Below are 13721 nucleotides of genomic sequence, written 5' to 3'. Positions count from 1 at the left end.
GCTGCACTTTTCAGGTGTAGCGCCTGTTTTTCTTCAATTTAAGTCATTGAGTTGTTCAGCGATTCTCTCGATCAACGGGCGATAATCCACTTGCTCGTAATCTTCCACATTGACTTCGATAAGCGCTCCTAACTGAAAGTCATCGTAACGGCGATCAGTGATGATTTGCCGAAACGCTTCTTTGGTTATATGGTTGGTTGCAGCTTGTCTATCTTCCAGTACATCCCCGTAATGGTACCGTTCCATGATGAAACTTAAATGACGGTCATCCGCTCGATCACGTAAGTGACGTCTTTCCCATAAGGTTTCAAAAGAAGCAGTCAAGCGAATGGTCAAGCACTCATAACCATAGCTTTGGGCGAGAAAAGTTAGCAATGGCTTCTGTTTTTCACTAAAAGGGTATTCCGAGACCACCAAGCGTTTTCCTAAAGACATGTACAAGCCCAATGCCTGATAGTAAAAAGGCCAAACATACTGCTTTTCGATCTGGGCTTTTTCTGCCAATGAATCAAAGCCGAGGGATTCGGCATAGCACTCTTTGATTTCATCTGGCGTAAGAGCGAAAAGATCAGGAAAACGTGTCTTCAACAGATTCAGTAAATAACTTTTTCCAGTTCCAGGGCTGCCTGCTAATAAAACAAGCATCTTTTTGCGTACCATCTATTTGCCGATCGCAGTCGGCGCTTTCGTATTCATGAAAAGGCCGATCTTGTGCTTGACGATTTCTTTGATGGCTTCATTGGATGGGATCACGTTGTGGCGCAAAGATTTGTTGACTTCCGTTGCCCCAAAATTTTCTTTCGCAATCTTCGTCCAGTTCACCAACAATTCAGTACCTACATTAAACTTACGAATGCCGTTATTGATCAATTCGGGATAATCTTCTTCTTTGACGCCAGTTCCTCCATGAATGACTAGCGGCACGTCGACGACTGCATGGATCTCCTTCAATAACTCAACATTCACTTCGGTTTTGGAGCGGAATTGACCGTGATTGGTTCCGATAGCGATGGCTAGCGCATCGACGCCAGTAGCAGCGACAAATTCTACCGCATCTTCTGGGCGTGTGAAGACTTTATCGTCTTCTTCCACATGAATGCCCTCTTCTGTGCCGCCGATCGTTCCTAGTTCTCCTTCGACGGACACCCCATGAGCATGAGCGTATTCGACGACTGCGCGCGTTTTCAAAATGTTTTCTTTGAAGGGCAAATGCGAGCCATCATACATCACCGAGCTATAGCCGCTATCAATCGCCGCTTTAATCTCATCGAAATCTCTGGCATGATCCAAATGCAAGACAGCGTCCACTAGCTCGTGATCGGCAATCGTTTTGACGACATTGACCAAGACATCATAGCCGATGTATTTCGCCGTATCGATACTTGTTTGAATGATGATGGGTGCCCCCATCTCTTTGGCTGCCCACAGCATACTTGGCAGCATTTCTAAATTATGGGTATTAAAAGCCCCCACTGTAAAATTCAATGCTTCTGCTGTTTTCGTTACTTCTTTTAATGTTGTATACATCCTTGATTCCACCTCGTCTAGTTTAATTGCCGCTGATCGTAAGTTGTTTGGCGATTTGCCGCATTTCTTCCATTTTGTCCATGTAATAGTCGATCTTTGCATCGTCGCCGTTTCGTGCGGCGGCGGCACGCTGAGCATTGTAAAGGGACATCAGTTTTTTGTAGCCGTCCCCGATCGATTTTTTCGCCTGCAAGCTTTTTTCCAATGCGTCGATCGCTTCTTCTGTGCGGGATAGTTTTGCCTGCGCCAAGCCTAACGCTTCATACAATTTTGCTTGTTCGTCGATGTCAGTTTCTGCTTGCAACTGACTTTCTAGTGTTGCAATAAGCGCTTCTGCCTCTTGGCTTTCTTCAGCGGTCAAAGGAACCGCTGGTGTTTCTGTGGGCTTTTTTTCTTTTTTGAAAAAAGAGAACATGCGTCTTCCTCCTAGCGATTAAAAGTTTTTCAATAAGGGACTGATGATCCAAGCATATAGCAAGGCTGCCGTAACGGTATCCACATCAGTTGCCGTAGCGTTAACAAAGCCCATTTGATTGAAGATCGTTACAAGTAGGGCTGGCAGTAACGTAATGAAGAATCCGTGAAAGATCCCTCCGATGATCGCCCCTCGACGTCCACCGACCGCATTGCCGAAGATCCCAGCAGTACCGCCTGCAAAGAAGTTCGTCAGCATCCCTGGCAAGATCATCGCCAAGCCAAAGACTGGTAAAACGAACATGGCGATGACTGTCCCAATCGTTGTAGTAATGAAGCCTAAAATAACTGCATTTGGGCTATATGGGAAGAATACTGGGCAATCGAGTGCTGGTTTTGCATCAGGCACCAATTTCATGGCAATCCCACGAAACGCAGGGACGATCTCGCCTAAGAGCAACCGAACGCCTGCTAGCAAAACATAGACCCCAACCACGAATTGAATGGCTTGTAAGAAGGCATACATGATGTAATTTTGATCACCAGAGAGCGTAGAAGCAAAGGTTTCTCCAGCAAACAAGACCGTCACGATATACAGTGGAACCATCACGACCATGACAGAAAGATAGGTATCTTGTAAAAATTCAAAAGAACGTGGCAGTTTGATGTCTTCGATCGATTTTTTCTTCTCGCCTCTTTCTCCAAACAGATAGGCAACGCCTGCTTCAAAGAGGTAGCCGATCGTACAGAAATGTCCGAGAGCAATGTCGTCTGACCCAGTGACTTTGCGGATGATGGGCTGAGCCATCGCTGGCATCGCTACGGCAAAGATCGCCCCAATCAACCCACCGACAAGAATCAAGACAACGCCGCGTAAACCAGCGAAATAGCCAAAGACCGTCGTCATGGTCGCCATCCATAAAATGGCTTGACCCGTTAAGAAGATATATTTCCATTTTGTAAAGCGTGCCAATAAAATATTAAAAACAAAGATGGCTAAAAATGTCAGCGCTATGTCCCGACCCAAGCCCAACTCATTCATCGCTTGCCCGTTGATGGCTTCGATGGAAGGAATTATGCCTTGCATGTCGAATCCTTCTGTGAAAATCTCGCCGAAATAGGTCAAACTACCGACGATGATGCTAGAACCAGCGCTTAAAACCTGGAAGCCCAATAGCGTCTTCAAACTTCCTGAAATGACTTGACCTGCTGACTTTTTTTGAAGCAGCAGCCCTAACATCGCGATCAAAGCGATCGTGATCGATGCCTGCGTTAAAATATTATCAATGATAAAATTGATGATGCCCATTTTTTCAAACTCCCTTCGTCATGCCTCTTCCTTACAGTGCGCCTTTTTCCGTTAATACTGGGGTGATTTTTTCTTCGATTTCTGGTTTTGAAACGATGTTGCGTAAATAAATGATTGCGGTTGTCGGGTCCAAGGCAAACTTTTCAAATTGCGTTCGGAAATTCTCTGCCGTAATGATGATGTCTGGTTTCATTGATACCGCTGATGAGATATCGACATGATCCAATTTCGCCTCCACTCCTAATTTCGTTAAGACATCTTCTGTTGACATCTGAGCCGCAAAGCTGCTGCCAAGACCTGCACCGCATACGAATAAGATCGATAATTTGTTCATGATTTTTTCCCCTTTTCTTTTTTTTTATGAAAATAGCAATGATTGAAAAGCTTCAATCGTAGAGCAAGCCAGCAACTGCGTGACTTTTTCTTCATCATTGATCAGTTCGATCAATTCCTTCATGATGGCAAGATGAGAGTAGGAGTCCACCGCAGCCAAGCAAAAAATGATTTTGACGGGGTCCATTTCTGGGTTCCCAAATGCGACTGGCGGCGCCAAGGTGAGGACACTCACACCCAACTGCTGGGCGCCATCTTCTGGTCGTGCATGCGCCAGCGCCAAATGTTTGCCAATGACGATATAAGGACCGTATTCCTCCACCGCCGCAACCATTGCCTCGATATAGCGTTTTTCGATGATCTGTTCTTTTACTAGCGGCTGCGCAGAGCGTTCAATGGCTTCTTCCCAATTTTGAACAGGAACGTTTAATTGAATATGATTAGCGGATAAAACATCTTTTAACATTGGCTGAATCTCCCTTGCATTAATGGCTAATTGATTTTGTTCAAACAAGTGTGTCAATTTGCGATAGGCGGCAGCATCGACTGTCCCGCCGCTTTCTTCAATCACTGTAAGCAACTGATTGAAGAACAGCGTGGCATTTTTTTGGTCAAAGGCGATCCGCTTGAATTGTTCATTGTTGTTTAAGAAACGGCGGATCACTTGGTGATTTTCTTCATTGATGATCGGTGGGATCAGTAATACCGGCTTTTCTCGATAATCGATCTCATAGGTTGAAAAAACCAGATCCACATCGAATTTCGTAATCAAATTGACTTCTTGTGAATTCAAGACTGCCGCAACTTCTACTTCTGGAAACTTCTCCTTGAGGCTGGCTGCCAGCAGATTGCCGGTTGCCATTCCATGGTTACAGACGACGACCGCCTTATAGCTCGTAATGATTTCGTGGTTCAATGAACTTAGGGCTGTAGAAAAATGGATCACGAGAAATGTCAGTTCATCTTCTGATAGTGGTTGACCGACGATCTCTTCGATCGTGGGGGCGAAGCCCTTGACGCCTTGGTAGATTTGTCCATAATTTTTGCGAACAGTCTCTTTGATCGGATTGGGTACTTGAATGCCGCTCTTGGCTCGAACGATCAGCGCTGCCATATGTTTATACAATCCCTCTAACAGCTCTTCTTCCTTTTTACTAAAAGGGATCTTGGTTTGGCATTCCACAAATTGGATCAGCTGCAGCGACAAAAGTTGCGCATGCGCCCATTCGATGGAATTGGACAAATCTTTAAAGTTCAGTGACTCGATGATGAAAGAAAGATAGTTGACTTCGATTTCTGGTGGCTCGATCGAAAAGGTATCAGCGATCGCCTGGATATAGGCTGACCCTTGGAGCTGATTGCTGGAAGCAGACCAGTTCATGCGAGTGATAAATTCCTTCATTCTGATACGCATCAGCCAAATGGCGGTAAACAATAAAATTTGGCTGCTATACAACTCATTTTGATTTGGCGGCAACACTGCTTGCATCACTAGTTGGATCTGCTTGATTTCTTTTTGCGGCAAATAGCGATAAAGCAATTTCGTAAAGACTAAATCTGGGGTCTGTTTATCAAGTGGCAACCTACCGATCCGCTGATTGATGATGTCAAAAATCATCGTCCGAATCGCTCGTTCCGATCCATTCAACCGCAGTCCTTTTTTTCCTAGGCTGATGATCTCAATGCCATATTTATTGATGTCCGCCCGCAAACGGCGCATGTCTTCATCCATGCTGCTTTTTGATATCTGGTACGCTTCTTCTTTTTTATTCAACACCAGGATCTCATTTGAAAAGGTCAGATGCAGCAGCAGATCAAAACGACGCTCTTCACGGGTCATATATTCCGACTGTTGTGCGTGTAATGCCTGCCAAACGATGGCTTGCTGTTTCGAGGTCAGTTTCAAAAGGATGCCCTTTCCTCGAAGAGTTTGGATCGGTCCGATGTGTAAGTCCGCAAGAAACGTGTTGATCTCATTCAAATCATTGCGGATCGTCCGCCCACTGGCTGCGGTCTCTTCTGCCAGTTGCTCGATGGATAGTGGATAATCAGTCACCAACAGGCGATGCAAAACATCTACGATTCGTTTTTTCACAACTTTCTCTCCTTCTCTGATTTGAGTATATGATTTCGCTTACAACAAAAAAAGTAGATGTTTCTGCCACTTTAGTTTGCAAAAATGTAAACGCTTCTATTTAAAAATAGGAACCTTTGCTCGATTATTTCATATTTCCCTTATTTTTCCTATCCGATGGAGATAACGTTTAGATAGAGGATCAAAGGCAAAAAAAGCAAGAGCTACAGCTCTTGCTTATCGATGATGGTGCATTCTATTGTGTTTGATCCGTCGTGTCTTCTGGTTTGTTTCCCAGTGCTTGCTCCATTTGCTTTACTGCCCAATCCATTAGAAAGATCAACAGCATTGCCAGCACGCTGCCGATCAATGCCCCTGAAAAACGCAATGGGATCAATTTCAGTGGCGTAAAACTAGTACCGATGGTCATTAACAGCAGAACTTGCGGGTTGGTAAAAAAATTAGCAACGGTATAATTGACTGGCATAAAAAACTCCGTCAATATGTTTAGAATGATCAATACCACTGCGATCGCTTCAAGGGGCATATGCAAGGACATCAATAAGAAACCCAGCAGCAGCCCCACGATTCCTCCCAGTACCCTACCAATCGTGCGATTTTTGATTTTTTCCATATGTTCTCCTGCCAAGACGGCAGCAGCAGAAATCAAGATCCAATAGCCGTTGCTGTCTCGCAGCAGGTAGGCAATGTAGGTCGCAACAAACAATATCAAAGAAAAGTGCAGCGCCTTGATGACCATTTCTGGTTGCTGAGATAATGCTAGCGAATATTTCTCGTGCAAGCTCAGTTGTTGAAAGGCCGTTTTTTCTTCTTTCAACGGCAGCTGTTCAGCCAACGAAATCACCAGTCCAGCAAGCAGCGAGCCTGCGATGCCATAAAGCAAATAGGAACTGTGGTGCAAGATCTCTCCAAGGTGCGCTGCGTGAAAATTAAAGCCGGTGGCATAAAGCATCAACACAAAGAAATAATCGGGCTTGGGGATCCGCATCACTTTTGACAACAAAAACGCAGAAAACGATAACGCACCGATGATAAAAGGCGCGCTCCAAGGAATCAGTGCTGTCCCAGCGCCTAAAATAAATGCCAGCAGCAGCGCAGCGCCGTGGGTCAAAATGGCGCGCAGATTATAAAAAAGGGACCGATGTTGAAAAGCCAAGTAGGAAAAAGCCCCCATCGCCCCCACAGAACTTATCAAAGGGTCCTGAACGAGGATCCCTATAAACAAAGGAACCGCCATCGCAAACCCTGATCCTAACGGACGCAAGACTTTTCGTTTGTCTTTCATGCAATTCCTCCTATCAAAAAATATGTACGATGATACAGCCGTTTTATAAGCAACGTCCTAAACTAGTATACGAAGCAAAAGATGAATATGCAAATTTTTTTCAGAAACTTTGTGAAATCCTCGCAATGATGTCCTTGATCAACTCAATCGCTCATAGAAAACCGTTTATTCATGAAAAAGCAGCAAAAAGAGAAGCATTCGCTTGGCAACTGATTGCAAGCGAATGCTTCTAGCGATTCCGTCTCTCCCTTTAGACAACCCTTATTTCACAGAAGCGCTGGTGACCGCATCTGCTGCAGGTGCGTCATGAGTACTGGCACTAGTGACCGCATCGGTCGGTTCTTGGTGCACAGAAGCACTGGAAATGGCGTCTTCATTGCCGACAAGTTTTTGACCGGTTTGTTGCAAATACCATTCGATGATTGGCTTGAAATCAAGGATGTATTCGTTGATCCCCGCATATTCGCCGTTTTCATCGTGCATCGCTTGATAATTGTGGACGATGTATTTTTCTGGCACCTGTTTCGGCACATGGACCCGAACCGCGTCGGTTGCCCCACTGCGCAGCTGTTGGATCACCCACTCAACATTTTTGAAGGATTTTTCAGGATGGCATTTTGCTAATGGATTGCCGACTTGTCCTGGCACACGTGCTGCCAGCATATTTTGGGCTTCTTCCCGCAGATTGTAATACAAGAATTGGTTGTTGCTATCGGCAAATGTCAATTCCATCGGCATCGAATCTAAGAAGTAATTGATCTGATCGACTGTCAGCAAGCCGCGATTTAGTTTGACGTAGGTATTGCCAGAAACGGCACCGACTGCTTCAGCGGCTTTTTCCAGCCATTGATCATCATACATATCCACTCCTTCCACGGTGGTTGCGATTTTCCCTGTGGCGTAGAGGTCTTCGGGCGGCAATTGTTTAGGACCCGCTAAGGCAGAAACGACTTTGATAAATTGCAAGAAGCTGTTGATCGTCGCATCTAAAAAAGCAACCGTTCGGGCATCGATCAAATCACCGGCTTCATCGAAAGCTTCTTTGGCTTTGCCCAACAAAAACTCATTTCCTGGCATCACTAAAGCATTGACTCCCGGTGCGTCCAAAATCTGGCGCAGATGCAGCTGGGCCCTTGAAGTTCCTTGATCATAGTAAGAGGCACCCACGATCATTACTGGTTTGTTTTCCAGAGGATGGATCTTGAATGAAAGCCATTCTAGCAAGCTTTTCAGTCCTGCCGTCACGGTATGGTTGTGCTCTGGTGTAGCAATGATCACACCGTCTGCCATCAATAATTGCCGATTCAAACGCTGGATGGCTGGGCTTTGGGTTTGATCTTCCTCTTGATTAAAGAGAGGAAAGTCTTTGATCTCTACAAGTTCTAACGTGAATTCCTTTTTGTATTGCTTTTTGATAAAGTTCAGCAGCTGACGATTGGTGGAGACTTCAGCGGCTGATCCGACGATTCCGATCAATTTCATTGTCTTTACGCTCCTATCTTTTGCGATTAGATGGTTTCCCATGAAAATTCAGCAGCTTCTTTTTGATTGGCGGCATGGGCGTGCTGCAACTGGCTGGTAATTTTTACAAATAAAAGAAAATCGTTGAACAGTCCTTGCAGTTTTTGGGTCTGCTCTTCATCGATCAAGTTGCCTTGCTCGTCAAACGCTTGCAGCGAATGACCTAATAGAAATTCAGAGCTAGGCATGATCCGTGCTTTTAACTCTGGAGAGTCCAGAATCTGTCTTAGATGGGCTTGGGCACGAGAAGAACCTAACGTCCCATAAGAAGCACCAGTGATCATCACTGGCTTGTCAACAAACGGGAAAATTCCATAGGACAACCAGTTCAGGGCATTGATCAACGCTGCGGGTACGGCATGATCATATTCTGGTGTGCTGATGATCACACCGTCTGCTGCCGTGATTTTTTCGGCAAGCTGGGTTACTTGTACGGGCAACTCCTTTGATTCTGGTTTGTTGAACATTGGAAGATCTTTGATCTCGACTAGTTCGATCTCTGCCTCATTGGCAAACATTTTTTTCATAAATTGCAACAACGTGCGATTGGTGGAACGAGTGGCATTGGTTCCTACGAATCCGATAAATTTCATCCTGTCTCTTCCTTTCTGGTTGGGCTATCTTAAAAGTCTTGCCTGAATGCCTTTAGAGGCAATGACTTCATTTTCTTTGGTTACGATGATTCCTTCGATTTCTGGCTGCTGCTGAATCTCTTGTAAAACAACTGGAATGGGCTTGCCAAACAAGCGCGAAGTCCAGATTTCCCCCAGTAACGATGTCGCTGCAACGATCGTGATGCTCAAATACCCACATTCGATGGGAAAGCCACTCTGAGGATCAATCAAATGATGATACGTTCCTTCAGCGGTGGCCAAGACCCGCTCATAGATCCCCGAAGTGACGACGGTTTGGTCCTTGATTGGCAGAATGCCCAAGGTGTCTGCCCGACCACCTTTGGGATCTCGGATCCCGATCCGCCAATGCCCGTCCGAATGATTTGGTGCAGCGCCGAAACAGACAATATTTCCACCTAAGTTGATCAATCCATACGCTGCTCCACGGGCTTGGCAAAGGGTGCGTAACTTATCAGCGATGTAGCCTTTTGCTAATGCTCCGAGGTCGATCCTCATTCCAGCTTTTTTCAAAAAAACCTTGCCTGCTGCCAATTGGATCTGTTGCGGGTCCGTTAGCGCAAGCAATTCTTTGACCTGCGTCTCTGATACGATGCAGGCATCTTCAAACCCGATGCGCCATGCTTGGACCAGTGGACCGATGGCAATATTCAGCTGACTGTGGGGAGCACAGCTATGCTGTTTGCCGATTTCGATCAGCTGGTACAATTCTGGATCAAGCACAAGCCCTTTTTGTCCTGCCAACTGATTCAGCTGATTCAATTCCGATCGCGGATCATTGGCACTAAAGCGATGGTCGTATCCTTTCAGCTGGGTCTCCAGCTCGTCCAGTACACTTTCTGGTTTTGTATGAGCGACTTTTAACTCAATGGACGTGCCCATCCGCTGAATCGTGCGAGTGGCTTCTCTCACTGCTGCCTTCATAAAATCCCTTCTCCTCAAAACGATGCATCTCAAATTATGTTAGTTTTTTCACAATTAAAGAATACTCCCGATATATTTTTTTGTCAACACGATTATATATTTTTTTATATAAAAGGAATTCAAAAAAGCAGTCCCTTCGTCGAAAGGACTGCTAGTTATCAAGCATTTGAGCAACAAAACTTTTTTGTCGAAAATATATTTTTAATTGATCGTTTCTTCGACCGCTTTTAAATGCGCCAGTAATTTTACATTTTTATTGATTTTGGCATACGCTCGTGCATCGTGTAACATTTCCAAAATTGTTTCTTTCGGCTGTTGTTCACGAATGGCATTTTCGGTCAGTTGGGCTGCCGCGCGAGCCAAGTAGTAGGTCAAATGATTGTCGGAACAAATCGCCAACACATAATTCAACAAGGTATCACTAGTTTCCAAATCATCGACTTTCGCATAAAAGACGCCGCAATGAAAGACGATGTTCAACACCCGCCACGTGTCTTCGATCGTTTTGATCGGATAGGTATAAATTTTCTCAAAGACCTTCGTCACATAAAACTCAGCCTTTGCCCATTCTTCTTCTCTGGCATACACCAAACCGATCCCAGTATACGCTAAGAGATCAAACAATTCCTCCGCCGTTTCATTCATCAATAACTGATCGAATTGAAACAAGACATCGGTAATCGCAGCTTCATTAAAAATCATTTCAAAGCCTTTTAAATAATCATATTGCGCTTTTAATGCTGGTTCATCGATCAGCTTCACTTCGATTTGACTTAACAATGCAGCCAACTGTTCATACTCGCTCGTGATCAAGTAGAATTCGGCTTTTGCCAATTCTTCTTTGATTTTGGTCGTTGCGACATTCATGGAAGAAAACAAGTCGACCAATGGCAAGCCGATCCGATTACACAATTTGATCAAAATTTTGAGGGACGGTGCCTGCCCGTTGTTTTCAAATTTACTCAAAGTGGCTTGCGTACAGATTCCTTCCGAAAGTTCTTGCTGCGAGAAGCCCGCCTGTTTCCTCGCTTCAATAAATCGTTCAACATTCATCACCTTGCTCCCTCCCATTGTCGATAAGACACTTCTTTTTTTTCGTAAGCTGTCCTCAACTGCTGGGTCGGCTTGTCACAGATGCTGCGTTTTTCTTAGAAAAATCACCTTTTGCGATGGCTTTGTCCGTACAATAGTGGCCTTTGCCATGGGTCTGACGGACTTCCGCCAGTTTTTCTTGGATCATCTCGAGGATCACCATGAGGTTGTCTTCATTGGCAACAAAGTCCAATTGATCCCCATCAATTTGCATTTTCGGACAAACGTCAAAGTTTTCATACCATTCATCGTATCGCTGATTTAATTCTTTGTAATAGTCGTACAATGTCGGATCGTTGGCAATTTGTTCATAGGAACGACCACGTTTGTTGATCCGTTCAATCATTGTATCCAAGGAAACCTTGATATGAACCATTAGATCTGGATGCTTCAACGGCGCAGATTCTTCCAATTCCCGCAGCATCGTGTTCAACAGGTTATCGTATTGTTCGACTTCCATCGGTGCGATTCGACCTAGATCCGCATTTAGATGAAACATCAAACTATCCTCATAGATGGAGCGGTCAATGACATTGTCATCATTGGACAAAGCTTCCCGCATCCCTAAAAAGCTTTTGTTTAAGAAAAAAATCTGCAATAAAAAGGCGTATCGTTCTGGATTGGAATAAAACAATGGCAGAACATCGTTGTCCTCCACGTTTTCATAGAAAGGCTTCGACGCCATTTCCTTCGATAAAAAATCAGTCAAACTGCTTTTTCCTGCCCCGATCGTTCCTGCGATTAATAACACATTCATCATCCTTTATTAAATATAGTCACCGACAAATGCTCGGTGCGCCATCGCTTCAAAATCATACGCTGTTCGCGCCGCCAAATCAGTCAAATACGCTTGCACCGACTCCGTCAACATCAGATTGACCGCCGCGGCTTTTTCCTGAAAAGCGATCACTGGTTTATTTCGTACGTGTGCTGCGCTGATTTCAAAGGCTGTTCCCGGATCGGTGATCCCTTCATGGTTATCCAAAACGGCAACGACGACGTCGGCTCGTGTCAATTCCAGCATGTCTTTTTCGAAAATTTCTCTTGCCCATTCTGGTGTGTTGGGTTCAGATGAACCTTCTTGATACAAGCGCAGCGAATAGACCGCCAAGGGCTGCGGGTTTTCAGCTAAACTGCGTTCTACCTGTTTGAGTCGGGCGACTTGTTCGTTTGAAAAAAACGGTCCCGCTAAATAGACATGCTTCATCCTGCCAAGCACTCCTTTCCTGACCCCTTCGCAGCCAATCGTTGGATCAACGACTCAACGTCAGATAGGAAAAAGAGCGTTTCAGATCGTTCAGCCCAAGCAAAGCTGGAAGCTTCAAACATTTTTAGCAGCGGCTTCAGTCCATCATTTAAGCCTTCGGTCATCAACACACCGATCGGCTTGCCTGACAATGGCCCAAGAGTCGTAAAAGAGCATACTGATGACAACTCCTCTAGTGTACCAAATCCACCAGGTAATACAAGGTAGGCATCGCTCATTTCCAGCAATTGTTGCGTTTGTTCCTCCCTCGTATCCGTATAGAACTCAGTATAGGTGCTTGATCCAGTGACGATTGGCGGCAATTCTTCTGCAAAGGAACCTGATGGATAGATCCCTGTCACTGCGCCTTCTTTCTCAAAGACACCTTTCACGATCTCCCTCATCAAGCCAGCCAAAGGGCCGCAATACACCAACTCGATGTGATTTTTTGCCAAGGCATTGCCGATGGCACGAGCGGTCTTTGCCAACTTTTTCTCATTTTCTAAACGGGTCCCGCAACATACAGTTACTCTCAAAAACAACAGCTCCTTCTTCACTACACCTGCTATTTTACACAATCTCTCAAAAAAGTAAATACTATATATTGTGCTTCATTTAGATAAAAACCGTTCTATTCACTATATATTGTATATAGCCGTTAGCATCTTTTCACTTTTCCTTAAACGTTGCAAACCTTGAAAATAGCAGAAAAGAAAAAGTAGAATCAGCTTTCATCGATTGTTTCAGCCCTCTTTCATCCCACATAAAAAAACACGACGCAGCTGGGCTCGTGTTTTTTTATCCATCACTTTTTTCTCTTGTCCAAGCAAAATACTGCATAAAAAATTTATTTTTCGTCAGTGGCTGCTTTCAGTTTTTTCAAATCTTCTTGCTCGACAAAAAAGGTCACTTCTCCTGTTTCTAAATCGACGGATGCTTTGACTTCAACCCCTTTTGGGAAAAACTTGCTGGCATCGGTCTCGATTTTCAAACGCATCGTTCCATCTTTCAATCCAGCACCATAGGTCATCGTACGAAAGTTCTTTTTCATTCCTGCTCGCTCCTTTTTTAATAGCTCATCGACACTGCACCCATAAAGGGTACTCAGTTTCAATAAATTCAAACTGTCTGGTACCGTCTTGCCGGTTTCCCAATTTGAGATCGATGTACGGGTCACTAAAATTTTTGTCGCTACTTCTTCTTGGCTCATTTGCTGTGTGACTCGATGGTTCTTTAATGCTTCCCCAATCGTCATCTTGGCCTCCTTCTTCTACCTTAACGCAGACCTGCTGTGGTTTCTGCTCAAATCCATTGATATTACGGCATTGTCAAACAGTTTTGAC

General features: G+C 44.7%; 15 protein-coding genes. All 15 read right to left on the bottom strand.

Going from position 1 to position 13721, the window contains the following annotated elements:
* Positions 1-33: 33 nt before the first annotated feature.
* Complete coding sequence (locus tag IGI82_RS05365) at positions 34-660, bottom strand: zeta toxin family protein (protein ID WP_074932238.1); 627 nt, start codon at positions 658-660, stop codon at positions 34-36.
* Complete coding sequence (locus tag IGI82_RS05360) at positions 661-1527, bottom strand: class II fructose-bisphosphate aldolase (protein ID WP_087627125.1); 867 nt, start codon at positions 1525-1527, stop codon at positions 661-663. It abuts the gene before it with no gap.
* 22 nt (positions 1528-1549) lie between these two features.
* Positions 1550-1942 carry a hypothetical protein gene (locus IGI82_RS05355; protein WP_016610048.1) on the bottom strand — a complete coding sequence of 131 codons (393 nt, stop codon included), beginning with the start codon at positions 1940-1942 and terminating at the stop codon, positions 1550-1552.
* An 18-nt stretch (positions 1943-1960) separates the two neighbouring features.
* A complete protein-coding gene (locus tag IGI82_RS05350; protein ID WP_008379073.1) occupies positions 1961-3250 on the bottom strand; it encodes a PTS sugar transporter subunit IIC in 1290 nt (429 codons plus the stop codon).
* A gap of 31 nt (positions 3251-3281) precedes the next feature.
* Positions 3282-3584: a PTS sugar transporter subunit IIB gene (locus tag IGI82_RS05345; RefSeq protein WP_005225455.1), complete on the bottom strand. Its 303-nt coding sequence runs from the start codon at positions 3582-3584 to the stop codon at positions 3282-3284.
* Positions 3585-3608: 24 nt separating this feature from the next.
* Positions 3609-5678 carry a BglG family transcription antiterminator gene (locus IGI82_RS05340; protein WP_413153584.1) on the bottom strand — a complete coding sequence of 690 codons (2070 nt, stop codon included), beginning with the start codon at positions 5676-5678 and terminating at the stop codon, positions 3609-3611.
* 235 nt (positions 5679-5913) lie between these two features.
* On the bottom strand, positions 5914-6963 hold the full coding sequence (locus tag IGI82_RS05335) for an FUSC family protein (RefSeq protein ID WP_438841832.1): 1050 nt from the start codon (positions 6961-6963) through the stop codon (positions 5914-5916).
* Positions 6964-7224: 261 nt separating this feature from the next.
* A complete protein-coding gene (locus IGI82_RS05330) occupies positions 7225-8445 on the bottom strand; it encodes an NAD(P)H-dependent oxidoreductase (protein ID WP_042890446.1) in 1221 nt (406 codons plus the stop codon).
* Positions 8446-8471: 26 nt separating this feature from the next.
* Entirely contained in the window at positions 8472-9077 is a 606-nt protein-coding gene (locus IGI82_RS05325) for an NADPH-dependent FMN reductase (RefSeq protein WP_005234653.1), read from the bottom strand.
* A 24-nt stretch (positions 9078-9101) separates the two neighbouring features.
* Positions 9102-10040: an FAD:protein FMN transferase gene (locus IGI82_RS05320; protein WP_413153586.1), complete on the bottom strand. Its 939-nt coding sequence runs from the start codon at positions 10038-10040 to the stop codon at positions 9102-9104.
* 201 nt (positions 10041-10241) lie between these two features.
* Entirely contained in the window at positions 10242-11093 is an 852-nt protein-coding gene (locus IGI82_RS05315) for a helix-turn-helix domain-containing protein (RefSeq protein ID WP_413153587.1), read from the bottom strand.
* Positions 11094-11148: 55 nt separating this feature from the next.
* Positions 11149-11883 carry a deoxynucleoside kinase gene (locus tag IGI82_RS05310; RefSeq protein ID WP_087627120.1) on the bottom strand — a complete coding sequence of 245 codons (735 nt, stop codon included), beginning with the start codon at positions 11881-11883 and terminating at the stop codon, positions 11149-11151.
* Positions 11884-11898: 15 nt separating this feature from the next.
* Positions 11899-12339, bottom strand: coding sequence for a nucleoside 2-deoxyribosyltransferase (locus IGI82_RS05305; protein ID WP_438841831.1), 441 nt, complete (start codon positions 12337-12339; stop codon positions 11899-11901).
* The gene (locus IGI82_RS05300) at positions 12336-12914 is read right to left on the bottom strand and encodes an LOG family protein (RefSeq protein WP_438841830.1); all 579 of its coding nucleotides are present in this window, start codon (positions 12912-12914) and stop codon (positions 12336-12338) included. The genes IGI82_RS05305 and IGI82_RS05300 overlap by 4 nt, the downstream gene beginning before the upstream one ends.
* Positions 12915-13225: 311 nt before the next feature.
* A complete protein-coding gene (locus IGI82_RS05295; RefSeq protein ID WP_016613633.1) occupies positions 13226-13633 on the bottom strand; it encodes a helix-turn-helix domain-containing protein in 408 nt (135 codons plus the stop codon).
* Positions 13634-13721 lie beyond the last annotated feature (88 nt).

This window comes from Enterococcus sp. AZ067 (assembly GCF_051715005.1).
Lineage (GTDB): Bacteria > Bacillota > Bacilli > Lactobacillales > Enterococcaceae > Enterococcus_D > Enterococcus_D casseliflavus.
The sequence above is the reverse complement of the archived record's forward strand: the minus strand, read 5'-3'. Positions and strand labels throughout refer to the sequence as shown.